General features: G+C 69.8%; 26 protein-coding genes. 13 read left to right on the top strand and 13 right to left on the bottom strand.

Annotated features, from left to right (window positions below):
- Positions 1–38: 38 nt before the first annotated feature.
- Positions 39–2,234 carry an MMPL family transporter gene (locus tag SPR02S_RS07265; RefSeq protein WP_026150307.1) on the top strand — a complete coding sequence of 732 codons (2,196 nt, stop codon included), beginning with the start codon at positions 39–41 and terminating at the stop codon, positions 2,232–2,234.
- 379 nt (positions 2,235–2,613) lie between these two features.
- Positions 2,614–2,997, top strand: coding sequence for an SsgA family sporulation/cell division regulator (locus SPR02S_RS07260; RefSeq protein ID WP_019056279.1), 384 nt, complete (start codon positions 2,614–2,616; stop codon positions 2,995–2,997).
- Between the two features lie 128 nt (positions 2,998–3,125).
- Here the strand turns inward: SPR02S_RS07260 and SPR02S_RS07255 are convergent, their stop codons facing one another.
- Positions 3,126–3,488: an STAS domain-containing protein gene (locus SPR02S_RS07255; RefSeq protein ID WP_019056278.1), complete on the bottom strand. Its 363-nt coding sequence runs from the start codon at positions 3,486–3,488 to the stop codon at positions 3,126–3,128.
- 170 nt (positions 3,489–3,658) lie between these two features.
- On the opposite strand from SPR02S_RS07255, the gene SPR02S_RS07250 reads away from it, so the two are divergent.
- Positions 3,659–4,138: an ATP-binding protein gene (locus tag SPR02S_RS07250; RefSeq protein ID WP_052346933.1), complete on the top strand. Its 480-nt coding sequence runs from the start codon at positions 3,659–3,661 to the stop codon at positions 4,136–4,138.
- A 30-nt stretch (positions 4,139–4,168) separates the two neighbouring features.
- Here the strand turns inward: SPR02S_RS07250 and SPR02S_RS07245 are convergent, their stop codons facing one another.
- Entirely contained in the window at positions 4,169–4,912 is a 744-nt protein-coding gene (locus SPR02S_RS07245) for a class I SAM-dependent methyltransferase (RefSeq protein ID WP_019056276.1), read from the bottom strand.
- A 194-nt stretch (positions 4,913–5,106) separates the two neighbouring features.
- Between SPR02S_RS07245 and SPR02S_RS07240 the strand changes: the two genes are divergently transcribed.
- On the top strand, positions 5,107–6,192 hold the full coding sequence (locus SPR02S_RS07240; RefSeq protein WP_019056275.1) for a hypothetical protein: 1,086 nt from the start codon (positions 5,107–5,109) through the stop codon (positions 6,190–6,192).
- 25 nt (positions 6,193–6,217) lie between these two features.
- Here SPR02S_RS07240 and SPR02S_RS07235 read toward each other — a convergent pair whose 3' ends face one another.
- Positions 6,218–7,114 (bottom strand): alpha/beta fold hydrolase, encoded by an 897-nt coding sequence (locus tag SPR02S_RS07235; RefSeq protein ID WP_019056274.1) that lies wholly within the window; start codon positions 7,112–7,114, stop codon positions 6,218–6,220.
- Positions 7,115–7,359: 245 nt separating this feature from the next.
- Between SPR02S_RS07235 and SPR02S_RS07230 the strand changes: the two genes are divergently transcribed.
- The 4 genes from SPR02S_RS07230 (at position 7,360) to SPR02S_RS07215 (ending at position 11,091) form a co-directional block, all read left to right on the top strand.
- Positions 7,360–8,187: an alpha/beta fold hydrolase gene (locus tag SPR02S_RS07230; protein WP_019056273.1), complete on the top strand. Its 828-nt coding sequence runs from the start codon at positions 7,360–7,362 to the stop codon at positions 8,185–8,187.
- Between the two features lie 117 nt (positions 8,188–8,304).
- Positions 8,305–8,484 carry a hypothetical protein gene (locus SPR02S_RS07225; RefSeq protein ID WP_019056272.1) on the top strand — a complete coding sequence of 60 codons (180 nt, stop codon included), beginning with the start codon at positions 8,305–8,307 and terminating at the stop codon, positions 8,482–8,484.
- 134 nt (positions 8,485–8,618) lie between these two features.
- On the top strand, positions 8,619–10,421 hold the full coding sequence (locus SPR02S_RS07220) for a thiamine pyrophosphate-requiring protein (protein WP_019056271.1): 1,803 nt from the start codon (positions 8,619–8,621) through the stop codon (positions 10,419–10,421).
- Between the two features lie 97 nt (positions 10,422–10,518).
- Positions 10,519–11,091, top strand: coding sequence for a Dps family protein (locus SPR02S_RS07215; protein ID WP_019056270.1), 573 nt, complete (start codon positions 10,519–10,521; stop codon positions 11,089–11,091).
- Positions 11,092–11,311: 220 nt separating this feature from the next.
- Here the strand turns inward: SPR02S_RS07215 and SPR02S_RS07210 are convergent, their stop codons facing one another.
- A complete protein-coding gene (locus tag SPR02S_RS07210; RefSeq protein WP_019056269.1) occupies positions 11,312–11,797 on the bottom strand; it encodes a MarR family transcriptional regulator in 486 nt (161 codons plus the stop codon).
- Positions 11,798–11,957: 160 nt separating this feature from the next.
- Between SPR02S_RS07210 and SPR02S_RS07205 the strand changes: the two genes are divergently transcribed.
- A complete protein-coding gene (locus tag SPR02S_RS07205) occupies positions 11,958–13,109 on the top strand; it encodes a PP2C family protein-serine/threonine phosphatase (protein ID WP_019056268.1) in 1,152 nt (383 codons plus the stop codon).
- 57 nt (positions 13,110–13,166) lie between these two features.
- Positions 13,167–14,360, top strand: a complete 1,194-nt coding sequence (locus SPR02S_RS07200) for a PP2C family protein-serine/threonine phosphatase (protein ID WP_019056267.1) — start codon at positions 13,167–13,169, stop codon at positions 14,358–14,360.
- Here SPR02S_RS07200 and SPR02S_RS07195 read toward each other — a convergent pair whose 3' ends face one another.
- The 7 genes from SPR02S_RS07195 to SPR02S_RS07165 form a co-directional block, all read right to left on the bottom strand.
- Positions 14,361–14,849: a MarR family winged helix-turn-helix transcriptional regulator gene (locus SPR02S_RS07195; protein ID WP_019056266.1), complete on the bottom strand. Its 489-nt coding sequence runs from the start codon at positions 14,847–14,849 to the stop codon at positions 14,361–14,363.
- A gap of 113 nt (positions 14,850–14,962) precedes the next feature.
- Entirely contained in the window at positions 14,963–15,589 is a 627-nt protein-coding gene (locus tag SPR02S_RS55315; protein WP_019056265.1) for a PAS and ANTAR domain-containing protein, read from the bottom strand.
- Positions 15,590–15,644: 55 nt separating this feature from the next.
- Positions 15,645–16,094, bottom strand: a complete 450-nt coding sequence (locus tag SPR02S_RS07185) for a response regulator (RefSeq protein WP_019056264.1) — start codon at positions 16,092–16,094, stop codon at positions 15,645–15,647.
- Positions 16,091–17,773 carry a sensor histidine kinase gene (locus SPR02S_RS55310; protein ID WP_019056263.1) on the bottom strand — a complete coding sequence of 561 codons (1,683 nt, stop codon included), beginning with the start codon at positions 17,771–17,773 and terminating at the stop codon, positions 16,091–16,093. The genes SPR02S_RS07185 and SPR02S_RS55310 overlap by 4 nt, the downstream gene beginning before the upstream one ends.
- An 88-nt stretch (positions 17,774–17,861) precedes the next feature.
- On the bottom strand, positions 17,862–19,088 hold the full coding sequence (locus tag SPR02S_RS07175; RefSeq protein ID WP_019056262.1) for a PP2C family protein-serine/threonine phosphatase: 1,227 nt from the start codon (positions 19,086–19,088) through the stop codon (positions 17,862–17,864).
- Between the two features lie 393 nt (positions 19,089–19,481).
- Complete coding sequence (locus SPR02S_RS07170) at positions 19,482–20,285, bottom strand: SigB/SigF/SigG family RNA polymerase sigma factor (protein WP_019056261.1); 804 nt, start codon at positions 20,283–20,285, stop codon at positions 19,482–19,484.
- A 284-nt stretch (positions 20,286–20,569) separates the two neighbouring features.
- Positions 20,570–21,196: a CGNR zinc finger domain-containing protein gene (locus SPR02S_RS07165; RefSeq protein WP_019056260.1), complete on the bottom strand. Its 627-nt coding sequence runs from the start codon at positions 21,194–21,196 to the stop codon at positions 20,570–20,572.
- A gap of 172 nt (positions 21,197–21,368) precedes the next feature.
- Between SPR02S_RS07165 and SPR02S_RS07160 the strand changes: the two genes are divergently transcribed.
- Together SPR02S_RS07160 and SPR02S_RS07155 are read left to right on the top strand one after the other, a co-directional pair.
- Positions 21,369–22,109 (top strand): metallophosphoesterase, encoded by a 741-nt coding sequence (locus SPR02S_RS07160; RefSeq protein ID WP_019056259.1) that lies wholly within the window; start codon positions 21,369–21,371, stop codon positions 22,107–22,109.
- 28 nt (positions 22,110–22,137) lie between these two features.
- A complete protein-coding gene (locus tag SPR02S_RS07155) occupies positions 22,138–22,761 on the top strand; it encodes a LysE family translocator (RefSeq protein WP_019056258.1) in 624 nt (207 codons plus the stop codon).
- A 38-nt stretch (positions 22,762–22,799) separates the two neighbouring features.
- On the opposite strand, the gene SPR02S_RS07150 is transcribed toward SPR02S_RS07155, so the two are convergent.
- On the bottom strand, positions 22,800–23,159 hold the full coding sequence (locus SPR02S_RS07150) for a helix-turn-helix transcriptional regulator (RefSeq protein WP_043258142.1): 360 nt from the start codon (positions 23,157–23,159) through the stop codon (positions 22,800–22,802).
- 234 nt (positions 23,160–23,393) lie between these two features.
- Between SPR02S_RS07150 and SPR02S_RS07145 the strand changes: the two genes are divergently transcribed.
- A complete protein-coding gene (locus SPR02S_RS07145; protein ID WP_019056256.1) occupies positions 23,394–24,086 on the top strand; it encodes an ANTAR domain-containing protein in 693 nt (230 codons plus the stop codon).
- A 30-nt stretch (positions 24,087–24,116) separates the two neighbouring features.
- On the opposite strand, the gene SPR02S_RS07140 is transcribed toward SPR02S_RS07145, so the two are convergent.
- Positions 24,117–25,145 carry a Ppx/GppA family phosphatase gene (locus SPR02S_RS07140; protein WP_026150305.1) on the bottom strand — a complete coding sequence of 343 codons (1,029 nt, stop codon included), beginning with the start codon at positions 25,143–25,145 and terminating at the stop codon, positions 24,117–24,119.
- Between the last annotated feature and the right edge of the window lie 44 nt (positions 25,146–25,189).

Below are 25,189 nucleotides of genomic sequence, written 5' to 3'. Positions count from 1 at the left end.
GGGCTGCGGTGATCTTCCTTCCCAGGAGGACCTCCCGCATGTTTCGACGTATAGGCACTGGAGTTGTCAGACACCCCGTCTGGACGATCGTGGCCTGGCTGATCGCGGCGGTGGCGATTGTCGCCACCGCGCCCGGCCTGCCCTCCAACAGTGACGAGAGCAGTTTCCTGCCCAAGAGTTACGAGTCCATCAAAGCGGCGGATCTCCAGGTGAAGGCGTTCCCCAGCGCGTTCACCCCGTCCGCGATCGCGCTGTACCAGCGCACCGACGGCGGGAAGCTCACCGCCGCCGACAAACAGGATGTCGCCCGGATCACGACCGAGCTGGGCAAGAAGGACATCGACCAGGTGCAGAAGGTGGTCCCCGGCCAGCCGTCCAAGGACGGCAGGTACACCATGACCCTGGTCCAGATGGACAGCAAGAAGGCCGGTCAGCCCGTGCAGGCGGACGCCGCGAAGGTGTTGCGCGACGACGTCAAACAGCTGGCCAAGGGCACTGACCTCGAAGTGAAGCTCGGCGGTTCCGCCGCGCAGGCCCTCGACCAGCAGGACTCCTCGAAGCGCGGCGAGGCGCTGATCGGCATCGGGACGTTCCTCATCATCCTGGTGACCCTGCTGATCATCTTCCGCGCGCCGATCCTCGCCGTGCTCCCGTTGGTCCTGATCGGCGTGGTGGCGTCCATCGCCAATGGGCTGATCGCGTACGCCACCAAACTGTTCGGCCTCCAGGCCAACAGTTCCGTCTCGTCGATCCTGATCGTCGTGCTGTTCGGCGTGGGCACGGACTACTTCCTGTTCCTGATGTTCCGCTACCGGGAACGTCTGCGGGCGGGTGACGAGCCCAAGCAGGCCATGGTCAACGCGGTCGCCCGGGTCGGCGAGGCCATCGCCTCGGCGGCCGGCGCGGTCATCATCGCGTTCCTCGCGCTGGTGCTGTCCACGCTGGGCTTCCTCAAGCAAATGGGTCCGGCGCTGGCCATCTCGGTCACCGTCACCCTGATCGCGGGCCTGACCCTGATCCCGGCCGTGGTGTCGCTGATCGGGCCGAAGGTCTTCTGGCCCTCCAAGTCCTGGCAACGGGAGCCGGAGAACGCCCGGTTCGCGGCTCTCGGCCGCGGTGTGCAGCGCCGGCCCGCGCTGACGGCCGCGCTCTCGGGCCTCGTTCTCATCGCGCTGTCGTTGGGCACCCTCGGCTACAAGGCCACCTTCGACCTGGCCTCGGGTTCCATGCCCAAGACCAAGGAGTCGATGGTCGTCCAGGACGAGATGCAGAAGGCGTACTCGGCGGGCGCCGCGGCCCCCACCGACGTCTATCTCTCCAGCACCGACGGCAAGCCTCTCGACAAGACCGAGTTCACCTCCTACGCCGAGAAGCTCGGGGCCGTGGACGGCGTCGCGAGCGCCCGTATGAGCCAGGTCAACCAGGGCGGCACCACGGCGGACTTCACCGTCACGCTGAAGTACGAGGCGTCCACGGAGAAGGCGATCGACACCGTGGGCCGGGTGCGCGACGTCGCGCACTCCACCGCGCCGGACGGCACCGAGGCCCTGGTCGGCGGTATGTCCTCGATCTACAAGGACATCAACGCGGCGGTCAACCACGACTACCGGACCGTCTTCCCCGTCGCCGCCCTGCTGATCATGCTGATCCTGGGGCTGCTGCTGCGCAGCGTGGTGGCGCCGTGGTACCTGATCGCCTCGGTGGGTCTCGGCTTCGGCGCCACCCTCGGGGCGACCGTCTGGATCTTCCAGGACGCGCAGGGACACCCGGGGCTGATGTTCATGCTCCCGGTGATCATGTATCTCTTCGTGGTCGCCATCGGCACGGACTACAACATCCTCATGATCGCCCGGCTCCGCGAGGAGGCCCGCGAGGGCCGCGATCCGCGCGAGGCGGCGAGCATGGCGCTACGGCACGCGGGGCCCACCGTGGCCGCGGCCGGTTTCATCCTCGCGGCGACCTTCGCGACGATGATGCTGGCGGGCAACGCGCTGCTCACGGAGATGGGTTTCGCCGTCTCCTTCGGCATCGCCGTCGCCGCCTTCGTGATGGCGATGTTCTTCACACCGAGCCTCACCGCCCTGATCGGCCACGCCGCGTGGTGGCCAGGCAACGCCGACCGCACCCAGGAGCCCAAGCCCGGCACCAGCGCGGGTTCCGACAGCTCCGGGCCGACCTCCGGCACAGGGGACCAGGACTCGGTCAGCCACGGCCCGGCGGGCCGTCGTAACTAACAACTAGCAACACTGCGGGGCCTGTTCGCCGATCCGTACGACCGGCGAACAGGCCCCGCACCCACGTCAACGGTCGGCGTGCGCCACGGCCCGGTTCCCGAACGCGTCTGACCGCCTGGAGGGTGGACGGCTCCGCGCGACCGAGGCTGATCTGTTTCGGACCGTACGGACGGGGCACAAGCGAGCGCAGTCCAGTGCTTCGGCAGGCAGGTCTGCCTTCTTCCTGTGCGAGGAGTCTCGTCGTGCCCCTCCCCTCTCGATGCGAGCGCGTGCCGACGAGAACGGGGAGGCCTGATGTGATCGCGCCGAACTCCGCTTCCGGGGAACCGGAGTTGGTGCTGTGAGGAAGCACTCGGGCGGAAATCCCCTGAGGGTCGGCATGACCGGGTTCGTGGTGCTGGCGGAAGACGAAGGGGCCGTCGTCCCCGCGGAGTTGGTGTACCGGCCGGACGACTGCCTTGCGGTGCGGCTGGTGTTGGTCGGTCCCGACGGCATGGAGGTCACCTGGACCTTCGCCTGGGAGCTGCTCGCGCTGGGCCTGATGCGCCCGGCCGGCGACGGAGACATCACGGTACGACCTGTGCCGGACCCGCTCGCGGGCGTCGAGGTGGCCCTAGGCTCCCCGTCCGTCGCACGCGTGTGGCTGCCCGTCGCGGACACCGCGGACTTCGTACGGAGGGTACGGCGGCGCGTCGGCCGCGACGTCGGCGGTATCGCTCCGGCGCTCGATCAGGAACTCGCCGCGATCACGAGCGGGGCGTAGGAGAGTAGCTCCGACCGAACTCCCGCAGAGCACCCAGCAGGGCCGGGAACTCCAGGATCTCCGTCACGCGCACTGTCCATCACCGCGCCGCGACCACCCCACAGCAAATTTCACGGTCACCGCAACAGTCAGCTCTCAAGGGCCTGTTGGACCGTCGGACGGCATTCGATGAAGCCGTCGATACCCACGAGTTGGATGACGCGCAGCACGGGTGCGGCGGCCCCGGCCAGGCGCAGCCAGCCGCCCGCTTCGGCGAGAGCGGTGTGTACGGCGATGAGAATGTTGATGCCGCTGGAGTCCATGAAGGTGACGTGGCGCAGGTCGATGACAATGCGCGGTGCGGCGCCCTCCGGTGGCTCCAGCGCCTCCCTCAGTGTGCCGCCTGTCTGCTGGTCGATCTCTCCGGAAGCAGCCACGATCAAGGTTCCGTCGACGACGTCGGTCCTGACCGACAACCGTCCCGGCTGTCCCGCTTGTTCGGTGTGCGCCATCTGTCCTCATACACAGGTCGGTGAGCGTTACGGATCAGGATTTTCATCCGAAGTGCTGCCCCGCATCGTACGGTTGATGCTTGTGTCCGGTGGAGCCGACGGAGATTGACGGAGTGCGCATCGCTTCACGGGGTACGCGCGGGAACGCGGAAGGCGGTGAAACGATCCGGATGCAACCAGATTCATCGGAGGACGACGACCCAGCACCGCAGGCCCCGGCCCTTCGGTCCACCGTGGCGTTGGACGGCGACGGCTCGTGCATCGCCGAGGCCCGTCGGCTGGCCGCGACCTTCCTGGCCCGGGCGCAGGTCGAGTACGGGCTGCCGGTGTCGGCCCGTGCCATGGATCTCACGCAGTTGGTGGTGAGCGAGCTGGTCACCAACGCCCGTAAGTACGCGCCCGGTCCGGTGTTGATGGATCTGCGGATCGTCGATTCCCTGGTCGAGGTGGAGGTGTGGGACTCCGACCCGGTGCTGCCGGTCGCCCGTGCCGCCGACGCCCAACGGGTCGGCCAGCACGGCCTGGAGATCGTACGGGCCGTGGCGCGAGGCTTCGAGGCTCAGCGCGAATCCGTCGGCAAACGCATCACCGCCCGCATCCCCTTGGCGGACACCCCGGACGACGCAGCCGGTGGGACACAGATGCCGTAAGTGCCTTACCCATCCGCCCGGTTGAGGCGGCTACGGCGTCGTCGGCACCCGGTAGACGGAAACGTGATTGCGCGACTCGGCGGTGAAGTCGGCGCCGGACCAGTCCCCGTGCCTGCACTCCAGCTCGAACCCGGCCAGCTGGGCCATGAGGTCGAGTTCGGTCGGCCAGATGTACCGGTGAGGGCTGCGGTACAGCCGCGCCTGCTCGGTCTCGTCGTACCGGAAGTGGTGCGACACGACGTGCTGGCGCAGGACGTCGTAGGTGTCCAGGCCGATGTAGTCGGAGTCGGTCCGCCAGACGGTCGCCTTCTGCCCCGGCGGGAGTTTGCGCAGCTCCGGTACCCAGAGCTCGATCACGAACCGTCCGCCGGGCGTGAGATGACGGGCGGCGTTGCGGAAACACTCGACCTGCTCGGCCTGGGTGAGCAGGTTCGAGATCGTGTTGTAGACGAGATAGACCAGGCTGTACGTGCCGGGGGCGACGGTGGTCGCCATGTCACCGATGATCACGGGGATCGTCGCTTCGTCGGCCTTGGTGCGCAGTTGCTCCACCATCGGCACCGACAACTCGACGCCGGTGACCGGGACTCCACGCTCGGCGAGCGGGACGGCGACCCGGCCGGTCCCGATGGCGAATTCAAGCGCCGCTCCATCCCCCGCGAGCTGTGCGAGGCGGTCCACGGTCGGCTCCAGCGTGCCGGGCACGAACATGCCGGTGCCGGGGGTGTCGTACCGCTGGGCGGCATCGGCGTCCCAGATCTTCTCCTGTCGCATTCCGCCAACGGTCGCCGCCTGCCGGTGAGTTGTCCAACGCATTTCCCTGCCACGGGCCAACTCCGGTACCTGGGTGGCACATCATTGCTGCCTGCCGGAGTCCGCCCCCAGGGACCCAACTACCGTGCCTGTCCCGCCACTTGAAGAGACACCCGACGGCGATCGCAAGAGTGGTCCCTTGCATACTGACGCCCATGCAGACAACGGAGGCCGCACTCAGACGCGCGTGGCACACCACAGCGGCGGGCTCCGACCTGCTCGACGACGTGATGTTCCCGCCCGTCCGCACATCGCGGGACCAGCACAGGCACGGTGCAGTCGATCCCAGTGGCCTCTTCCTCGTCCTGGACGAGGACAGCACCGTACGCGGTTACCGGGACACCCACCGGGAGGTCTTCGCCACCCAGGACCACGACCAGGTGCTGTACTTCGTCGCGGAGCAAGCGGTCCATGATCTCGCCGAACACATCGTGACCCACTCCCCCGGCCGCGGTCCCGCCGTCAATCTGGTCAGCGGGCAGGCCGAGTTGCTGGACCGGATCAACCCCGCGTGGGGAAGCAGATTCCGCGACGGCGGCATGAGCGCCGTAGCCGACATGCACCGTACGCGGACGACGCGGCCGTGTGGACGTGACCCCCTGGAGCGCTTCGCCTGGATCGTCCGCGGATGGCGCGACCAGGACCCCTGCACCACCCTCGCCTTCTTCCGCGGCGAGGGCGTCAGCGCCGAGCAGATCGCCCTGCTCCACGGAGCCGACCCGGAACAAGTCACCGCCGGGACACGGCTGTTGGATCTGCGCAACAGGGACGAGTCCGGCCTCGAACGCTGGGAGACCGACTGGCAGACCTTCTGCTTCGGGGAGGCGGGCGGCTGGGCGTTTCTGATGTACCACGAGACACCACCCGGCATCCGGGCCGACAGCACGGCTCTCGCCCGACTCGGAGTCACGGAGACCCTGCGGCTGACCGCCACCTCCGCGAAGGGTCTCTACTCCTTCGCCTACACCCGCGACGGCCACCGCGTCGACGACGGCCGGGGCACGCTGGAGTTGATCTGGTACCAGCGGGGCCGAGCCCCCTACTACCGGGGCGGCCAACTCGACTTCCTCAACCGGGCTTTGCGCCGCGCCGAACTGGACCACCCCGAACTGATCGACGACTTCGAGCTGTACTTCCACGCGCTGGAGGTCTCACTCGGCCTTCAACTCCCCCAGCAGGACATCAGGGAGGGAACAGTCAGAGCCGCCCAGTGGGCACGCGGCGACACGAGCCGGGGTTAGCGGCAAAGCGGTCAGGCGCAGACGGTCAGGCGGTGACCGTCTCGGCGTGGTGGATGAACTCGCCGATGCGGTCGGTGAGTTCGGGCCACAGTTCGCGCGGGAGGCTGTGGCCCATTCCCTCCCGGATCAGCAGGTCGGCGCCCGGAACGGCGGCGGCCGTGGCGCGACCGCCGCTCACGTCGCACACGAGGTCGGCGGCGCCGTGCACCACCAGTGCGGGCACCCGCAGTGACCGCAGCCGTTCGGTACGGTCGCCCGTGGCCACCACCGCGAGGCCCTGGCGCTGGATGCCGAGGGCGTCGTAGCCCCGGTCGAAGACACGTCCGGCCCGCTCGGCCGCCGCGACCGCGTCGAACGCGAAGCCCGGGGACGCGGCGAGCCGCAGGGCACGCACCTGCCACTCGACGAAGGCCTCCCGGTCCTGCGGCGGTGCTCCCAGTTCGGCGAACAGGGAGAAGTCGGCCTCCCCCACGCCCCGCTCGCCGGTCGTGGACATCATCGAGGTGAGCGAGCGGACCCGCTCCGGGTACTCGATCGCGATCATCTGGGCGATCATCCCGCCCATCGACGAGCCGACGAGGTGTGCCCCGGTGATGCCGAGTGCGTCGAGCAGGCCCACGGCGTCGGCCGCCAGGTCGGAGAGCGTGTACGACGCCGTGGAGAAGTCGCCGGCCAGGGCCGCCGCGAAATCCGGTACGGGTGCGTCGGGGAAGTGGGTCGAGCGGCCGGCGTCGCGGGTGTCGAAGCGGATCACGTGCAGACCCCGGTCGACCAGCGCCTGGCAGAATTCCTCCGGCCAATTGATCATCTGAGCGCCCGCTCCCATGATCAGGAGGACCGGCGGCGACCCGGGGTCACCGAAACATTCGTAGGCGATCTCGATTCCGGACGGGCCGACGTTCCGTGCTGTCAGTTCTGGCATGGCCGAAACGGTAGCCATCGCGCGAGCGCGAAAGATCGAACTGCGGTCTGACGTTTTTCGCCCAACCCCCGCGTTACGGTGGAAGCGGCCAGGAATTCGCTCGACACGCGGAAGTTCCTCGCCTCGCCTAGAGTGTTGTGGTCGACGTGCTCATTCCGGTCGCCTCTCGCCGCTGACCCCATTGCCGTCGTCGAATCTTCGTGTGACGTACTCAAACAGTTCGCTCATTTCTGGAGGAACACGCCATGCCCTTCGCCACCAGCTCGGACGGCACACAGATCTTCTACAAGGACTGGGGCGCGGGGCAGCCCGTCGTCTTCTCCCACGGTTGGCCGCTGACCGCCGACGCGTGGGATCCCCAACTGAAGTTGATGGCCGACAACGGCTTCCGGGCCGTGGCCCACGACCGGCGTGGGGGCGGGCGTTCCGGTCAGCCCTGGGAGGGCAACAACCTCGACACGTACGCCGACGACCTGGCGTCGGTCATCGAGGCTCTGGATCTGCATGACGTGATCCTGGTCGGGCACTCGACCGGCGGCGGTGAGGTCACCCGCTACATCGGCCGGCACGGCTCCGGCCGGGTCGCCAAGGCCGTCCTGCTCGGGGCGATCCCGCCGCTCATGCTCAAGACCGACGCGAATCCGGAAGGGCTGCCGATCGACGTCTTCGACGACATCCGCAATGGTGTGGCGGCGGACCGTTCGCAGTTCTACAAAGATCTCAGCGCCTCGTTCTACGGCGCCAACCGGGACGACTCGACCGTCACCCAGGGAACCCGTGACGCGTTCTGGCTCTGGAGCATGACCGTGGGGATCAAGGGCGCTTATGACTGCGTCAAGGCATTCTCCGAGACCGATCTCACCGAAGACCTCAAGAAGATCGACGTCCCCACATTGATCGTGCACGGCGACGACGACCAGATCGTTCCCATCGTGGCCTCCGGCGACAAATCTTCGAAGCTCGTCAAGGACGCGATCTACAAGGTGTATCCGGGCGCTCCGCACGGCCTGGCGATGGTGCCGAAATTCGCCGAGCGATTCAACGCCGATCTTCTTGAGTTCGCCCGGAGTTGATCGCCACGGTCCGCGATCCGAGTCCGCCCGGCGGCGTTTGATTCCGTGCCCGGAGGGGACCCGAACGGTTGGCTCAAGGGACCACACATTCCACACAGAGAGAGAAGTTGAAGCGCTGTGACCGCGCGCACCGTCAAGAAGGAAGAACTGCGTCTGCCGCCCGAGACCGGTTGGGCGAAGGCCCGTCGCCGTAGCGGGAAGGCCGTACGCACCTGCATCCCACCCGTCGAGGACAACAGCGTGACACCACCTCCGCACATGCTCACCGAGGGCAACATCGTCAGAGGCGACGACTGACGAGTCGGAGGGACAGAGCCGCACAACGGGCCGGAGGCCGAGGGCTTCCGGCCCGCGGCATGTCGTCGGAGCGACTTCCGGGGTACCCGAAGGTCCGTACCGGACGGACACCCCCATCGGAAGGACCCCCGCCCATGGTCACCAAGGTCTCGGACCACCTCCTCCAGCGATTGCGCGAGTGGGACGTCACCCACGTCTTCGCCTACCCGGGCGACGGCATCAACGGCCTGCTCGCCGCCTGGGGCCGCGCGGACGACAACCCCCGTTTCGTCCAGGCACGGCACGAGGAGATGGCCGCGTTCGAGGCCGTCGGGTACGCCAAGTTCTCCGGCAAGGCCGGTGTCTGCGTGGCCACTTCGGGACCCGGCGCCATCCATCTCCTCAACGGCCTCTACGACGCGAAGCTCGACCACGTGCCCGTCGTCGCGATCGTCGGGCAGACCAACCGCAGTGCCCTGGGCGGCAGTTACCAGCAGGAGGTCGATCTGCTGAGCCCCTACAAGGACGTCGCCTCCGACTTCTGTGAAATGGTCACCGTCCCGGAGCAGTTGCCGAACGTCCTCGACCGGGCACTGCGCACCGCCATGGCCCGCCGCACGGTGACCGCCGTGATCATCCCGGCCGACGTCCAGGACCTCCCCTACGCCCCGCCCGAGCACGCCTTCAAGATGGTGCCGTCCAGTCCGGGCATGCCGCACTACACGACGGTGCCGGACGACGACGACCTGCGGCGGGCCGCCGATGTGCTCAACTCCGGTGGAAAGACAGCCATCTTGATCGGGCAGGGTGCGCGGGGTGCCCGTGCGGAGGTGAAGGCGGTCGCCGACCGGCTCGGTGCCGGGGTCGCCAAAGCCCTGCTCGGCAAGGACGCGTTGGACGACGATCTTCCCTATGTCACGGGCGCGATCGGGCTGTTGGGCACCCGGCCGTCGTACGAGATGATGCGCGAGTGCGACTCGCTGCTGGTGATCGGGTCGTCGTTCCCCTACTCGCAGTTCCTGCCGAAGTTCGGGAAGGCGCGGGCCGTGCAGATCGACATCGATCCGCACATGGTGGGGATGCGCTATCCCTTCGAGGTGAACCTGGTCGGTGACGCCGCCGCCACGCTGCGTCGGCTGCTGCCGTTGCTGGAGCAGATGGAGGATCCGGCGTGGCGGGTCAAGATCGAGGCCAATGTGGCCCGTTGGTGGGAGGTCATGGAGCGGCGGGCCGCCGTAGAGGCCGATCCGGTCAACCCCGAGTACGTCGTGCACGCGCTCAGTGGTCTGCTCCCGGACGACGTGATCCTGTCCGCCGACTCCGGTTCGGCCGCCAACTGGTATGCCCGGCACCTGAAGTTGAGGGGTGCGATGCGCGGCTCGCTGTCGGGGACGCTCGCCTCGATGGGTGCGGGGGTGCCGTATGCCATCGGTGCGAAGTTCGCGCACGGTGACCGGCCGGCCATCGCGCTCGTCGGGGACGGGGCGATGCAGATGAACGGCATGGCCGAGCTGATCACCGTCGCCAAGTACTGGCAGGAATGGGCCGATCCGCGGCTCATCGTCGCCGTGCTCAACAACCGGGATCTGAATCAGGTGACTTGGGAGATGCGCGGCCTGGAGGGCGCACCGCAGTTCCTGCCCTCGCAGTCGATCCCGGACGTCGCCTACGCCGACTTCGCCCGCTCTCTCGGCCTGACCGGCATCCGGGTGGAGAAGCCGGACGAGGTGACCGGCGCCTGGGAGAGCGCGCTGGCCGCCGACCGGCCGTGCGTGCTGGACTTCGTGACCGACCCCGCCGTACCGCCGATCCCGCCGCACTCCACCCTGGAGCAGATCGAGGCCGCCGCGTCCTCCGTGCTCAAGGGCGACAGCGATCGCGCCGCCGTGCTCAGGCAGGGGTTCAAGGCGAAGATCCAGGATCTGCTGCCCGGCGGAGGGCACTCGGGCCAATCGTGACGTATCGCTCAAGGACGGGATGTCTGACCTCGCCGCACCGGGGCACCCGTGACCAGGTAAGGAACCGCACGCCCTACCGAATGACCTGAGGTGAACCATGACCGAGGAGATCAAGGACCTGACCCCGAAGTACACCGTTCCCGGCATCCAGCGCGAGGCCGCGGGCCGGCTGATCGGCGTGCTGCGGCTGCGGCTCCACTCGCTGAACGATCTCCACCTGACGTTGAAGCACGTGCACTGGAACGTCGTCGGGCCGCACTTCATCGCCGTGCACGAGATGATCGACCCGCAGGTCGACCGGGTGCGCGAGATGGCCGACGACGTGGCCGAGCGCATCGCCGCACTGGGCGGAGTCGCGCCGGGCACCCCGGGCACGCTGGTCGCCGAGCGCACCTGGGACGACTACTCGATCGGCCGGGCCGACGCCATCGCCCACCTCGGCGCGCTCAACCTCGTCTACACGGGGTTGATCGAGGACGTCCGCGCCGGGATCAAGGAGGCGGGCGACATCGACCCCGCCACCGAGGACCTGCTGATCGGGCAGCTGCGCGACCTGGAGCAGTTCCAGTGGTTCGTGCGGGCGCACCTGGAGAGCGCCGGCGGCACGCTTGCCACCAGTGACGCGCACTCCGAGTCCGAGGCGGCCGCGAAGGGCGCCGAACTCGGCTGACCGGCCCCCAACCTGCACCGAACTTCCCCCGCTCGACCGCACGTCGGCACCGCCAACCGCGAAACTTGCCGTTTGACAACTATGGCCATGAGGCAAGAAAGTAGCGGGTGTTGTCGCAGCAGGGGGAAGGATCTGGGATGTCCCGGTCGGCGGGGGCCACTCCGTGCACCGGCCACGAACAGCAGACAGCCGCCGACCGGGCGGCTGTCGGGCGGCTCGGTCAGGCAGTACGGCTGCCGGAGGAGCCGCCGTGGTCGTGTATCTGCTCCGCGGCCACCGCGCAGAACGCCTCAAGGCCGGTGAGCAGCGCGCTGCGCCCGGCGGCCGGCATCTGCGCCAGCACCGCCCCGAGCGCCTCCTCGCGCCGGGCCCGCAGGTCCGACAAGAAGGACCGCCCCAGGCTGCTGAGGTACAGGCGCACCTCGCGCCGGTCCGTGGGGCTCACCTCGCGGTCGACGAACCCGGCGGCCTGCAGACGGTCGCACAGCCGGCTGGTCGACGGCGGGGTCGAGGCGAGGTGGTCGGCGAGGGTGCGCAGGTTGATGCCCTCGTGGTGTTCCAGGATGAACAGGACCCGCAGCTGCGAGGCGGACGCGGGCGCCGTCGAGGCACGCCCCCACAGGACTTCCAGCAGTTCCGCGGCCGTAGAGGTGACGCGCGCGACCTCGTCGGGTTCGGGGCGGGGGTGGAAGGACGTCACGGTCACACTCTCGCAGGCACAGGGACGGGCCCCAGCCTACTAGGCACGCGCAACGGACACGGATGGACGAGACGACACGCGGCGCGAGGGCCGTACGGCCCACCGCAGAGCGGGCGACGCGTGCCTCGGGTGAGAGATTGGCATACCTACGATCGTGAACAGATTCATGGCTGTCGAGCGGGCGCTGCGTACCGCGGCTCCCCACGAACTGCCCGACGTCGTCGGGCAGTTGCTGGGTCGGCACTACGCGGCGGACTCCGTGGATCTGCTCATGGCCGACTACGGCCTGACCGTGCTGCAGCCCGTGACCGAACTGCCGCACGCCCTGCCGCCGGTCTCCGTGCACAACACCCCGGCGGGCCGGGCGTTCGGTGCCCAGGAACCGTTCGTGGAGGGCAACCTCGGCGACGGCAGCGTGCGCGTCCACCTGCCGATCAGCGTGCGCGGGGACCGTCTCGGCGTGCTCTCGGTGACGCTGCCCGGCGGCGACCACGCGCGCGAGTGCCTGCCCGAACTGGCCGAGCTGGCCGAGGTGTTGGGGCACGAGGTGCTGGTCGCCGAGCGCGACACCGACCTGTATCTGCGGGCCCGGCGCAAGGACCGGCTCACGCTGGCGGCGGAGATGCAGTGGCAGCTACTGCCCGGCCGCTCGTGCTCCCGCTCCGAGTTCGACCTGGGCGCGCAGCTGGAGCCCGCGTACGCGATCCACGGGGACAACTTCGACTGGTCCGCCACGGCCGACCACCTCACGCTCTACGTCTCGAACGGCATGGGCGAGGGCATAGAGGCATCGCTCCTGACGAACCTCGCGGTCAACGCCCTGCGCAACGCACGCCGGGCGGGCATCCCCCTCGCCGACCAGGCGGCCCTCGCGGACCAGGCCGTGTACGCGCACTACCGGGGCCGTAGCCACATGTCCGTGTTGATGTTCGACTTCGAGCTCACCACCGGGCGGGCCCGGGTGGTGGACGCCGGGTCGCCGCAGACGTTGCGGCTGCGCGACGGGGTGGTGGAGCGGATCGCCTTCGACGCGCAACTGCCGCTGGGCATGTTCGAGGAGACCGACTACGTCGAGCAGGACTTCCGGATCGAGCCCGGGGACCGGCTCCTCTTCGTCAGCGACGGGGTGTACGCCGTGGCCTCGCCCAAGGGTGAGGCGTACGGGGACGCGGCGCTGGCGCAGGCGATCCAGCACACGCGGCTGCTGCCCGCCGCCGAGGTGCCGCGGGCCGTGCTGCGCGAGCTGACCGGCCATCGCGGCACGCCGACTCCGGACGACGACGCCTTGGTGGTGTGCCTGGACTGGCGCGGGCGGTGACCGTCGCACCCCGCACCCACCGGCGTGACGCTAGTGTGAAGACACTGAGCCGGAAGGGTGAACGCCGTGAGCACCTCTGAGCCGTTCCCCTCTGTGGAGAGCGAGTTGCGGTCGGCCGCGCCCAACGCTCTGGTGGAGACGGCCCGCCGCCTGCTCGGTGACCGCGCCGGAGCCCGGGACGTCACCCTCCTCCTCGCCGACTACGGCCTGCGCGTACTGCGTCCGGTCGCCCCGCCGCCGGGCACCAACGAACCACTGTCCGCCTACGACGGCCCGGCGGGACGGGCGTTCACCGTACAGACGCCCGTCGTCGAACCGTCTCAGGACGGGACGGCCGGCGTGCACGTCCCGGTCACCGTGCGCGGCGACCGGCTCGGTGTCCTCTCCGCCCGGCTGCCCGCCGCCGGTGCCGACACCGCCGGGGTGCGCGCGCTCGCCGAGTTCGCGACCGCGCTGGGCCACGAGATCGCCACGGCGGAACGCGACACCGACCTGTACCTCCTGGCCCGCCGTACCCGACGGCTCACGCTCGCCGCCGAGATGCAGTGGCAGCTCCTGCCGGGGCGCGGCTGCGGGCGCCCGGAGTTCGTGATCGGCGCCCATCTGGAACCCGCGTACACCGTCGGCGGCGACAACTTCGACTGGAGCACCGACGGCAGCCGGCTCACCCTGACGGTCACCGACGGCATGGGCCGCGGCATCGACGCCTCCCTGCTCACCAGCGTCACGGTGGGTGCCCTGCGCAACGGCCGCCGGGCCGGCGTCGGCCTCGCCGACCAGGCCCGCCTTGCCGACCAGGCCGTGTACGCCCAGTTCGGCGGCAAGGTGTACGCCTCGACCCTGCTGCTCCGCTTCGACCTCGCGACGGGCACGGTCCACGCCGTCGACGCGGGCTCGCCCCGCCTGTACCGCCGCCGCGGCGACACGGTGCAGCAGATCGAACTGGAGGCACAGCTCCCCCTCGGCATGTTCGAGGAGACCGCCTACGAGGAGCAGATCTTCACCGTACGACCCGGGGACCGGCTCGTGACGGTGAGCACCGGCGTGCACGGGGCCCGTTCACCGGAGGGTGCCCTGTTCGGCGAGGAGGCGCTGCGCCGGGCGCTCGACGCGGCGACGACGCAGGCTCCGCAGGAGGTCGCGCGCTCGGTGGTGACGAGCCTGGTCGAGCACTTCGGGAGCACTGACCTGACCGCCGACGCCGCCGTGGTCTGCCTGGACTGGAACGGACGCGACCCCGCGACGCCGTGATCAACCACTCTCGCCGGGCGCCCGAACCCGTCGCGCCTCGACGAACGCCCGCAGGCCGCGCTCCAGGGCCGCGCGGTCGTCCGGTTCCATACCGCGTACGACCTCGGTCAGCGCCCGGGACCTGAGGTCGGCCACCTCGGCGAGCACGTCGCGTCCGTGTGCGGTGAGGCTCAGTTGTATTTCCCGGCGGTTGTGCGGTGCCGCGTCCCTGAGCAGCAGGCCGGCCGCCTCCAACCGGTCGCAGAGCCGGCTCACCGTGGGCAGGCCCGCGTCGAGTCGTTCCGCGAGCATGGTCAGATTCGCGCCCGGTGTGGCCTGGAGGGCGTGCAGCGCGCGCAGTTGATGCGGGGAGAGCCGTACGGACGCCTCGGCCGCCGCCGTGGTCCACAGCTCGGCCAGTCCGTCCACGGCATCGGCGATCCGGCCCGCGTCGGCGTCCGTGCCGTCCGCCCGCGCCGGTTTCCGGTCCGCCTCCCCGTGCGGTGCCACGCGTTCGGAACCTCAGGGAAGTCGGCAGTGTGGTGATTCGCCGCTCATGGGGTTGGCCTACCCGAGATTGCGACACCCAAGCGGCCGACCTCTCCGGGAGCTCGGACGCCCGCTCAGTCGCGGTCGGGGTAGAGCACCGCCGAGATCCGTTGGTGCAGGTCGTGCTGGGGCCGGCCGGGTGCCGTGGGCGCGGCCTCGCGCACGGACTGGGCCAGCGTGCGGAGTTTGACGTTGGCGTACTGGGAGTGGCGGCGCAGGACGCGCATCGCGATGTCCGCGTCGATGCCGTAGAGGGCCATGAGCACACCGCGCGCGAGGTCGATGTCCTCCTGCGAGGCGCGGGCCCGGTCGATGTCGGAGTCGGCGGTACGCCGTGCCTCCTGCCGTACCGACGTCGTCACGTCGACGGCGAAGCCACGCAGCACCACCACCTCGCCGTCGTCTCCGGTGCGGCCGTCGCCGACCAGGACGACACTGCGTTCCTCGTCCGGCGTGCCGACCACACGGATATAACAGCTGAAGGGGAGACCGGTGGTCCTGCCGTGTTCCAGGGCGCTGTCGAGCCGGGCCTGGTCCTCGCTGTGGACGTGGCCGCGCAGCAGCTTGGCGGTGGGCGTGACGGCGTCGGGGTCGTGGCCGAGCAGCCGGAACATCTCGTCCGACCACCACCAGGTGTCCTCCGGCAGCCGGTGCAGGAACACGCCGGTGATCTCGTCGGCACGGTCGTCCTCCGACACCATGGCCCTCACCAACTCGACACCGGATTCGTCACTCCTTACGAACGACCCTAGCCCCTCAGCCGAAGCGGTGGGGCAGCCGGACGACCTGTACGAAGAAGTCGTCGATCTGCCGGACCGCGGCGATGAACTGGTCGAGGTCGACCGGCTTGGTGACATAGGCGTTGGCGTGCAGTTTGTAGCTGCGCAGGATGTCCTCCTCGGCCGAGGAGGTGGTCAGGACGACGACGGGGATGTGTACGAGCTCCGGGTCGGACTTGATCTGCTCCAGGACCTGCCGGCCGTCGTACTTCGGCAGGTTGAGGTCGAGGAGGATCAGGTCGGGCTGCGGGGCGTCGGTGTGCTCGCCGCGCTTGTAGAGGAAGTCGAGGGCCTCCTCGCCGTCCCGGACGACGTGCAGGGTGTTGCCGATCTTGTTGTCCTCGAAGGCTTCCCGGGTCATCAGTTCGTCGCCCGGATCGTCCTCTACCAGAAGGACGTCGATCGGGGTCGCGTCAGGGAGGGTCATGTCAGGGCCTTCTCGTCTGTGGAGGGGGAAGTACCGGTCCCGTCGCCGGGCTCAGCGGTCTCGGCGGTCTCGGCGGTCTCGGTGGCTTCGATGCCTTCGGCGGATTCGTCGACTTCGTCGGCGGACGGGAGCGTGAAGCAGAAGCGGGTGCCCTCGTCGGCCCGGGTGTCGATCCAGATCCGGCCGCCGTGGTGTTCGACGATCTTCTTGCAGAGGGCGAGTCCGATGCCGGTGCCGCCGTAGGCGTCGCGGCTGTGCAGCCGTTGGAAGATGACGAAGACCTTGTCGGTGAACTCCTCGGGAATGCCGATGCCGTTGTCGGTGACGCACACGCGCCACATGCCGGGGTTCTCCGGGTCGGGGTCGCAGGTGACGGTCACGTGCGGGGCGCGGTCCGGGTGGCGGAACTTCAGGGCGTTGCCCACGAGGTTCTGCCAGAGCATCGTCAGCAGTGTCGGGTCGCCGACGATCTCGGGCAGGGTCTCGGGCCGGTCGATCCGGGCGTCGGACTCCTCGACGGCCGCCGCGAGGTTCCGCAGCGCCTTGTCCAGCGCCGGGCCGAGACCGACCTTCTCCCGGGTGTCGTCGAGGCGTCCGACGCGGGAGAAGGTGAGCAGGTCGTTGATGAGGACCTGCATGCGCTTGGCGCCGTCGACGGCGAAGTCGATGTACTGCACGCCGCGGTCGTCGAGCTTGTCGCCGTAGCGTTTCTCCAGGAGCTGGCAGAACGAGGCGACCTTGCGCAGCGGCTCCTGCAGATCGTGCGAGGCGACGTAGGCGAACTGCTCCAACTCGGCGTTGGACCGGCGCAGTTCGACGGCCTGGGCGTCCAGCTCGGCGGCCTGTCGGCTCAGTATCACCTCCTGGTCGCGGGAGGCGTCGAGTTCGGCGACGATCCGTCTGCGCATGCCCTCGACGGCTCCGGCCACCGCGGTGAGGTCGACCGGGCCGTCCCCGGTGATGCGGTGCGCGAAGTCGCCGCCCGCGACTTGTTCCGACGCCTTGCTCAGCGCCTCCAGGGGCCGGGTCACGAGCAGTCGTACGAGGACGGCCAGGACGATGCCGGTCAGCAGGAAGCCGGCGACCATGGCGCTGAGGACGGTGTCGCGTACGGTCCGCTGGTGGGCGAGGTGGGCGCGGCCCTCCTTCACGGCTTTCGCGAGGTCGGCGTTCTGCTTCGCCCAGAGGGTGCGCAGGTGGTCGAACTCGTGCTTGCCGCTGTCCACGGTGTCCTGGTCGACGGCGTGCGGCCGGCCGGGGGTGACGGCGGCGGCGAGGGGCTCGGCGTAGTCCTTCCGCCAGGCGGCTGCGCCGCGCTCCACCGCGCTCAGATCGGCGAGCAGTTCGGGCCGGTCGCGGAGCAGTCCGCGCAGCCGGGCGGCCGCGCGGGCCTCGTCCTGCTGGCCACTGACGTAGGGCGCGAGGAACTGCTTGTCGGCGGCGATCGCGTAGCCGCGGATGCCGGTCTCCTGGTTGACCAGGGCAGCCTGCAGTCGGTACGCCTCGGTCTGGGAGGGCTGGACCCGCAGCAGCAGATCGTCGGTGACCCGGGCGGTCTGGCTCAGCAGGTTCGCGCCGATCGCCGTGCCGATCACCACCAGCAGCACCATGAGCGACAGCGCCAGGAAGAACCATCCCTGCACCGTCAACCGGCGCCCGATCGCTGTTCCGCCCGCCATGTCCCTCACCGTTCGTCTCGTTTCGACATCCTCTCGTCCCACCTGCTCATTTCCGGCGCCGTGAATCATGTCCGGGGCGGCTGCCGCTTCATGTCCAGTGCAGATGCAGCACGGCCACGTCGTCCGCCAGGCCGCCCTGCGCCTCGGCCAGACTTTCGGCGCAGGCGATCAGTTCGTCGACGAACGGCTCCGGTGCCAGTGCGGCCCGTTCCCGTGCGAGCCGTAGCAGCCCGTCCTCCCCCAGCCGCTCCGAGCCGCGTCCGACATGCCCCTCGAAGAGGCCGTCGGTGAACAGCACCACGGCGGCGTCCGTCGGCACGGACAGGTTCTCGACCGGCCAGTCCGCGTGGCCGGGGACCACGCCCAGTGCCGGGCCGCCGGGCACCTCGACCCACTCCACACGGCCGCCGTCCCGCATCAGCAGGCCGTGGTGTCCGGCCCGCACCACGCGGGCCGTGCGTGCGCCGGGTGCGACAACGAGGCTGACGAGGGTGGCGAAGACCTCGCTGCGGGCGCGCTCGGCGACCAGGAGTTCCTCCAGCCGGGCCACCTGCTCGGCGCCCGTGACACCGCTGAGCACCAGCGTGCGCCAGGCGATCCGCAGGGCCACACCCAGGGCGGCCTCGTCGGGACCGTGCCCGGAGACGTCGCCGACCACCGCGTGGACGGTGCCGTCGACGCTCTGCACGATGTCGTAGAAGTCACCGCCCAGCAGCGCCTGCGCGCGCCCGGGACGGTAGCGGGCCACCGCTTCGACGCCCTCGCCGCGCAGCAGGGGGCGGGGCAGCAGTCCCCGTTCCAGGCGGGCGTTCTCCTGGGCCTGCATGCTGCTGGCCTGGAGCGCCACGGCCGCCCGCTCGGCCTGCTTGCGCTGGATCGCGTAGCGCACGGCCCGGCCGAAGAGGCCCGGCTCGACCCGGCCCTTGACCAGGTAGTCCTGTGCGCCGGCGGCGACGGCGTCCAGTCCGGTCTCCTCCTCGGCGAGGCCGGTGAGGACCACGACGGCCGCCCGCTCGGCGCCCGCGCGTACCCGGGAGAGCGCTTCGAGGCCCTGGGCGTCCGGCAGGTGCAGGTCGAGCAGGACACAGTCCGGCACATCGGCCGCGAGCACCTCGGCGGCCTCGGCCATCGACCGCACCCACTGCAGACGTATCTTCAGCGCGCTGTCGGCGACCAGTTCCTCCACCAACAGCGCGTCACCGGCGTCGTCCTCGACCAGTAGGACGGCGGGCTGCCAGGCCACCCAGGGTTCCGGTCCGGCCCCTTCGCCACCCACCGACAGCAGGTCGTCGGCCCGCGGCTGTGGCACCACCATGGCCCTGCCCTCCCCACCGCACGATCTCCCACGACCATAGTTGCCGTCAGACAACAGTCGAGAGCATACCGGTACGCCGGGACGTCCCGTACGCACTCGCCCCGACCACCGCCGGAACCGCCCAACACGCCCTGCGTTCCGCGCTGTTGAGGGTACGGCGACCCCCTGGAAGTCGGCGACGAACCCCCCTTTCCCACCGGCCTGTCACCACCCGGGCACACCGGGCGACACGTCCGCCCAGGTGGCCGGTCGTTGTTTGAACCGTGCCCAGCCCGGTAGTCCGAAGAGGGCCGTCCACTGCCCAACCGCTCCCGGGAGGGTTCGGCAGTGAGCCCGCCACCGGCCGCCCCGAGAACATTCCCGCGGGGCGGCCGGCCTCCCTCCCCGGCGCGGTCAGGCGGCGTCGGCCAGGACGCGCTCGCGCACGGTGGCGCAGGAGTGGGTGATCAGTCGGGAGACGTGCATCTGGGAGACGCCGAGTTGCTCCGCTATGCGGCTCTGGGTCATGCCCCGGAAGAAACGGAGGTAGAGGATGGTGCGTTCGCGTTCGGGAAGTGTCCGCAGGGCGGGCTTGACCGCCTCGCGGTCGACGACCAGGTCGAATCCGGCGTCCCACTCCCCCAGCAGCCCCGCGAGCGACAACCCGGCGTCCTCCCCGGGCGTCTCGGCGTCCAGCGAGAGCGCGGTGAAGCTGTCCAGCGCCTCTAGACCGGCCCGTACGTCCTCCTCGCTCAGCTGCGTGTACTCGGCGAGCTCGGCGACGCTCGGGCGCCGGTCCGAACCGGTGGCGGCGAGGTCCCGGAGGGCGACGCGCACCCTGTTGCGGAGTTCCTGGACGCGCCGGGGCACGTGCAGGGCCCACATGTGGTCGCGGAAGTGGCGTTTGATCTCGCCGGTGACGGTCGGCACGGCGTAGCTCTCGAAGGCGTGGCCGCGCTCGGGGTCGTAGCCGTCGACGGCCTTGACGAGACCGAGGGCCGCGACCTGGCGCAGGTCCTCGTAGGGCTCGCCCTTTCCTCGATAGCGCCCGGCGATGCGCTCGGACATGGGGAGCCAGACGCGGACGAGTTCGTCGCGCAGGGCGTCCCGTTCGGGTCCGCCGGGCAGGTGCGAGAGGCGCGCGAAGGCGGCGGCGGTGCGAGGGGCGTCGTCGTGCGGGTGGCGCTTCCGGGTGACGGTGGCTGTGGCTGTGTCCATGGTGCTCACAACTCCCTTGTGGGGTTGTCGACGGACGGTCCCCATGGGAGCGCGCACGCACGGAACAGGCGCAACACACCCGCGATCCGGCATACACCGGCTCCCACGGACGTGCCTCCTGTCCGAAGCACTCACCCTGGCGCCTTCCCGCCCGGAGCACCCTGAAACAAACGTGCGAGAGCAATGACCCTCGGACGCCAGAACGTTATAAATGGTGATGAATCAGGCGGGAGGGACCCACCACGCGGACCCGTCGGCACAGCCCCGGGGTCTCCCGTGGGCGATCAGGACGGGACAGAGCCGCCATCGGCCGCCGCGCGCTGACGGCTGTAGTGGCGGGCCGCTCGGGCCCGGTTTCCGCATGACGGCTTGCACCACTCCTGCCGCCCGTGGCTCTTGACGAAGTAGCGCACGCAGCGGGGCGCGGTGCAGGACCGCAACTGTGCACGCTCCGGGCCGCTGAGAAAGTCGATGGCGGCTCGGGCCAGGGCCGCGAGCAGCCGCACGTACGGATCGTTCTCCATCGACAACAGCCGGGCGGCGGGGGCTCCTTCGGCCGGCCAGTCCAGCTGCGGGGCGACCGGTTCCCGTGCGGCGGCCGTGTTGAGGTGGGCCATCGCCTGGTCGGCGGGCATCAGGCGATGGGCATCCGCCGGACTGGGCGGAGCGGGACTGACCACTCGGGCGAACAGGGCCCTGACCGCCTGCCGCAGCTCGACGATCCCGAGCCTGAGGTTTTCGTCCGCCGCGAGTTCGCCGACCGGAATGGCCGGAACATGGCCGGCCAGCAGATCACGCTGGGCGCGGATCCAGTGCGTCGCTCCCTGGGCCGTGGCCAGGTCATCAGCGACGCCGCCGTCGCCGTCGTGGCGAATCGTGCTCGCCAGTTCCAGTGCCAGCCAGCGCTCCACAAGGCATCCCCTTCCCGCTCGTGCCCGGTCGTCGACCACTTGATCACATCCCCGCACACACCCTAAGGTCTCTAACGGTAAACGGAAAACTTCCGTTAGACGCCGGAGCGGGTGGAGACATCCACCCCGGCACAGGACGGCGGCCGAGCCCGCCACGGGAGGGGACTACGGAATGACACTGCTCGCACACATCAGCGACCTGCACCTGGACGGCAGCGAGAGGGCGATCCGACGCGCCACCCGCGTCATGGACTACTTGCGAGCCCTGCCCCACCCGGTCGACGCACTCCTGGTCACCGGGGACATAGCCGATCACGGGGAGGAGGCCGAGTACGAGGAGGCGGCTCGGCTCCTGGCCGCCCCCTTCCCGGTGCTGACCTGCCCCGGAAACCACGACGCGCGACCGGCCTACCGCAAGGCCCTGCTCGGCCAGGCACCCGACCCCGGCCCCGTCAACCAGGTCCACCACATCGCCGGCACCACCATCCTGATGTGCGACTCGACCATCCCGGGCCGCGACGAGGGACGCCTCGACGCGGACACGCTCGCCTGGATCGACGCCACCCTCACCGCACTGCCGCAGGACGCCACGGCACTGATCGCCTTCCACCAGCCACCGGTCGAGCTCCACCACCCGCTGCCCGACTCCGGCATGCTCCAAGAGCCCGGACAACTGGCCGACCTGATCGAAGCGCATCCACAGGTCGCCGCCGTCCTCACGGGCCACGCCCACACCGCGGCCGCCTCGACCTTCGCCGCACATCCTCTGCTCGTCGCACCGGCCATCACCTGGACCCTGCGCATGCCCTGGGAGGGCGATCAGGCCGCGGACCGCGACCAGCCGCCGGGTCTCGCGTTCCACGTCCTGTCCGACGACCGGCGCCTGACCACCCACTACCGCGTCGTGCTCTGATCACCCGCTCGCACGGTCCGGAGGCATCGTGGTCCATCCCTACGCCCTCGCCGGGTTCCTGGTGGCGGTCCTTCCCCTGATCGCCACCCCCGGAGCCAGCCTGGCCCTGCTGATCCAACACGTCACCGGCAGCGGCCGCCGCCAGGCACTTCCCGTCATCCTCGGCACGGTCACCGGCCTGTACATCCACGCCACTCTCGCCATAGCCGGCCTGTCGGCCCTGGTCATGCACTCCAGCGTGGCCTTCTCCGCCGTCAAGCTCGTCGGTGCCGTCTACCTCATCGGCCTGGGCGTATGGACATGGCGGTCGGCCACCCCGAACGCGACACCCGTCGCCCACCGCCCACGTCCGCCGAGGAGATCGGACTCCGTCTACGTCCAGGCATTGCTCGCCAACGTCCTCAACCCGAAGGCGGCAGCCATCTACTTGACCCTGGTCCCCCAGTTCATCGCGCCCCACCAGCCCTTCGGCGGCCAGATCCTCGCACTGGCCACCGCCCACGCGCTGCTCATCGCCCTCTGGCTCGCCGCCTGGACCTTCCTCGTCCTGCGTGCCTCACACGCCCTGCGCAGACCCCGCTTCAAGCAGACGGCCGCCAAGGTCACGTCGGCGGTCCTCATCGCCCTCGGCGTCCGAAGCGCCCTGACGTAGGCGGAGAGCCACCTCTTGACTGCCGCCAACTCCGCGGGTCACTCCGCGAGTTCGGAGTCCCGCTCACCCGTGGGCGCCGCGGCCGAGTGCTCGCGCTGCGCGTCGTGCTGCGCGAGGGGGGACAACAGCGCCTCGACGGTCATTCCGGCCTCGGCCGGGTGCCGGAGGATGGTCCCCGGCTGGATCCGGTACGCGTTGGTCCGCCCCTCCCGCGTGTGGCTGAGATAGCCGTCCTGTTCCAGGTCGGAAATGATCTTCTGTACGGCTCTTTCGGTGAGCCTGCACCGCACGGCGATGTCACGGATGCGGGTGCGGTGGTCATCGGCGATCGCGGCCAGTACTCGGGCATGGCTGGTGAGGAACGTCCACCCTGCGTATGTCTCGGATACTCCGTCCATGCCCCCCAGCATAGGCCCCGTCTTTCACGTATCCCGAGACACGAAATAGATTTCGTGTATATCTTGACGCGCTAATTGCAGCGGGTGAGACTTGACCAGGCGGAAAACAGGGCGGATGCCTCGGGAGCGGCTGCCATGCGAGAACACGAACGTAGCGCTCCTCTCAGGAGCGGGGTCCGGACGATCTGTGCCGTGTCACCCGTCCCTGCGGTGGAAACCTTGTCCGTCCCTGCGGTGGATCCCTTGTCGGTTTCCGCCTCCCTGAAGATCGTGACGCAGCCGGCCGGTACCCGGACGGTCGTCGTGGTCTCCGGGGAGATCGACATCGACACGGAAGAAGCGGTTCAGCGCGCCTTGCGGCTGGCACTCGCCGGTTCGCCCGGAGGGCTGGACCTCGACCTGGCCGGAGTCGGCTTCTGCGACTGTGCCGGGCTCAACGTCCTGCTGTCCGTCCGCCGACTCGCCCTGGCGGACGGCAAGACGCTCGGCGTCCGGGCCGTCAGCGCCGGGGTCGAGAGGCTGTTCGCGCTCACCGACACGTCGTCGCTGTTCAGCCACGCGCCAGGACCTACGGCCGCCGACGGCGTGGTCAACGCCTGGCGCGGACATTCCCCCACGACGCACGACCTGATGGAGGAGAACGGCGTGTCCGACGAGGCCGAGGAGCTGCGCGTCGAGGTCGGGCAGCTCAAGCGCGCGATGCTGACCCGGCCGGTCATCGACCTGGCCCGCGGAGTCCTGATGGCCTCCTTCGCCCTCAGCCCCGAGGACGCGTGGAGCGTCCTGGTCGACGTCTCGCAGCACACGAACACCAAGCTCCATCAACTGGCCGAGGACCTCGTCGACTCGGTCAATGGAGCGCCGCTGCCCACGCACCTGCAACAGCGGATCTCCACGGCGGTCGCCGAGATCGCCCGCCCGGCGTAGGTCGGCGCGGTAGGGACGCCGACCACCCGACTACCCACCGACGTGTGTCGGCTTCGGCGCCGGCGCGATCCGCAGAGCGACCGCACCGGCGGCCTCCGCGTCGTCACTGCGCCGCGTCATCTCCGTCCACCACGACCCGCCGTCCTCGATGTACCGCAGCAGTACTCCTTCACGGATGCCCCAGGGGCAGACGGTCACGGTCTTGATGCCCGCGAGCTTCATGACCGTGTGCCCGACCACGGCTCCGGCCAGGCTCTGCGCGGCGCGCGGTGCCGATACGCCGGGGAGCAGGGCCCGCTCGGAGGCCGCGAGGGCGGCCAGCCGGTCGAGGCCCACACGCAGTTCCGCCCGCGCCAACCGCCGTTCCACGAAGGGACCTTGGCGTCCGGGAGCGGCGCCGCAGAGCCGGGCCAGCTGCTGGAAGGTGCGGGACGTGACGACGGTGGTGCGGGGTCCTTCCCAGCGGATCCGTGCGGCCACGTCCCGCAGTTGGTGCCGTACCTCGCGACGCAGCGCCTTGACCGCGTGCTCGGGCGGCGGGTCCTGGCCGTGGAGGAAGTCGCGGGTCAGGCGGCCCGCGCCGAGGGGCAGGGACGCCACGAAGTCGGGCAACCGGCCGCGTCCGAAGGCGACTTCGAAGGAGCCGCCGCCGATGTCGAACAGGGCGAGCGGTCCCGCGCGCCAGCCCATCCAGCGCCGGGCGCCGAGGAACGTCAGCTCGCCCTCCACCTCTCCCGGCAGCGTGCACAGCCGTACGCCGGTCTCGGTGCGCACGGAGCGGAGCACGTCGAGCCGGTTCGGTGCGCCGCGAACCACCGCTGTGGCGAAGGCGAGTGGGCCTGCCGCGCCCCAGCGCCGGGCGGTCTCCGCGGCGGCCGACACCGCCTGCACGAGGTGGCGTACGGAGTCCTCGGGGATCTCCCCGTACGGCTGCCCGACGCGCTCGGAGAGCCGTAACTTCCACTTGGCCGTGTGCACGGGCAGCGGTACGCCGTCCTCCAGGTCCGCCACCACGAGCCGCACCGTGTTCGAGCCCACGTCCACCACGCTCATCCGCATGAACTGGTGAGTACCCGGGGCGGGAGCCGTCAGTCGTCGTGGTG

The organism is Streptomyces prunicolor NBRC 13075 (assembly GCF_000367365.1).
Classification (GTDB): Bacteria; Actinomycetota; Actinomycetes; order Streptomycetales; family Streptomycetaceae; genus Streptomyces; species Streptomyces prunicolor.
This window is presented reverse-complemented; position numbering and strand designations above follow the sequence as displayed.

Bases quoted from the DNA above. Each gene is read 5' to 3' on its own strand.
- SPR02S_RS07265 (WP_026150307.1), top strand. From the start codon at position 39: ATGTTTCGACGTATAGGCACTGGAGTTGTCAGACACCCCGTCTGGACG.
- SPR02S_RS07235 (WP_019056274.1), bottom strand. From the start codon at position 7,114: ATGCCAGAACTGACAGCACGGAACGTCGGCCCGTCCGGAATCGAGATC.
- SPR02S_RS07230 (WP_019056273.1), top strand. From the start codon at position 7,360: ATGCCCTTCGCCACCAGCTCGGACGGCACACAGATCTTCTACAAGGAC.
- SPR02S_RS07175 (WP_019056262.1), bottom strand. From the start codon at position 19,088: ATGGTGGTGCCACAGCCGCGGGCCGACGACCTGCTGTCGGTGGGTGGC.
- SPR02S_RS07245 (WP_019056276.1), bottom strand. From the start codon at position 4,912: ATGCGACAGGAGAAGATCTGGGACGCCGATGCCGCCCAGCGGTACGAC.
- SPR02S_RS55315 (WP_019056265.1), bottom strand. From the start codon at position 15,589: ATGGTGTCGGAGGACGACCGTGCCGACGAGATCACCGGCGTGTTCCTG.
- SPR02S_RS07170 (WP_019056261.1), bottom strand. From the start codon at position 20,285: ATGGACACAGCCACAGCCACCGTCACCCGGAAGCGCCACCCGCACGAC.
- SPR02S_RS55310 (WP_019056263.1), bottom strand. From the start codon at position 17,773: ATGGCGGGCGGAACAGCGATCGGGCGCCGGTTGACGGTGCAGGGATGG.
- SPR02S_RS07185 (WP_019056264.1), bottom strand. From the start codon at position 16,094: ATGACCCTCCCTGACGCGACCCCGATCGACGTCCTTCTGGTAGAGGAC.
- SPR02S_RS07250 (WP_052346933.1), top strand. From the start codon at position 3,659: ATGCAACCAGATTCATCGGAGGACGACGACCCAGCACCGCAGGCCCCG.
- SPR02S_RS07260 (WP_019056279.1), top strand. From the start codon at position 2,614: ATGACCGGGTTCGTGGTGCTGGCGGAAGACGAAGGGGCCGTCGTCCCC.
- SPR02S_RS07240 (WP_019056275.1), top strand. From the start codon at position 5,107: ATGCAGACAACGGAGGCCGCACTCAGACGCGCGTGGCACACCACAGCG.
- SPR02S_RS07160 (WP_019056259.1), top strand. From the start codon at position 21,369: ATGACACTGCTCGCACACATCAGCGACCTGCACCTGGACGGCAGCGAG.
- SPR02S_RS07220 (WP_019056271.1), top strand. From the start codon at position 8,619: ATGGTCACCAAGGTCTCGGACCACCTCCTCCAGCGATTGCGCGAGTGG.
- SPR02S_RS07255 (WP_019056278.1), bottom strand. From the start codon at position 3,488: ATGGCGCACACCGAACAAGCGGGACAGCCGGGACGGTTGTCGGTCAGG.
- SPR02S_RS07205 (WP_019056268.1), top strand. From the start codon at position 11,958: ATGGCTGTCGAGCGGGCGCTGCGTACCGCGGCTCCCCACGAACTGCCC.
- SPR02S_RS07215 (WP_019056270.1), top strand. From the start codon at position 10,519: ATGACCGAGGAGATCAAGGACCTGACCCCGAAGTACACCGTTCCCGGC.
- SPR02S_RS07150 (WP_043258142.1), bottom strand. From the start codon at position 23,159: ATGGACGGAGTATCCGAGACATACGCAGGGTGGACGTTCCTCACCAGC.
- SPR02S_RS07140 (WP_026150305.1), bottom strand. From the start codon at position 25,145: ATGCGGATGAGCGTGGTGGACGTGGGCTCGAACACGGTGCGGCTCGTG.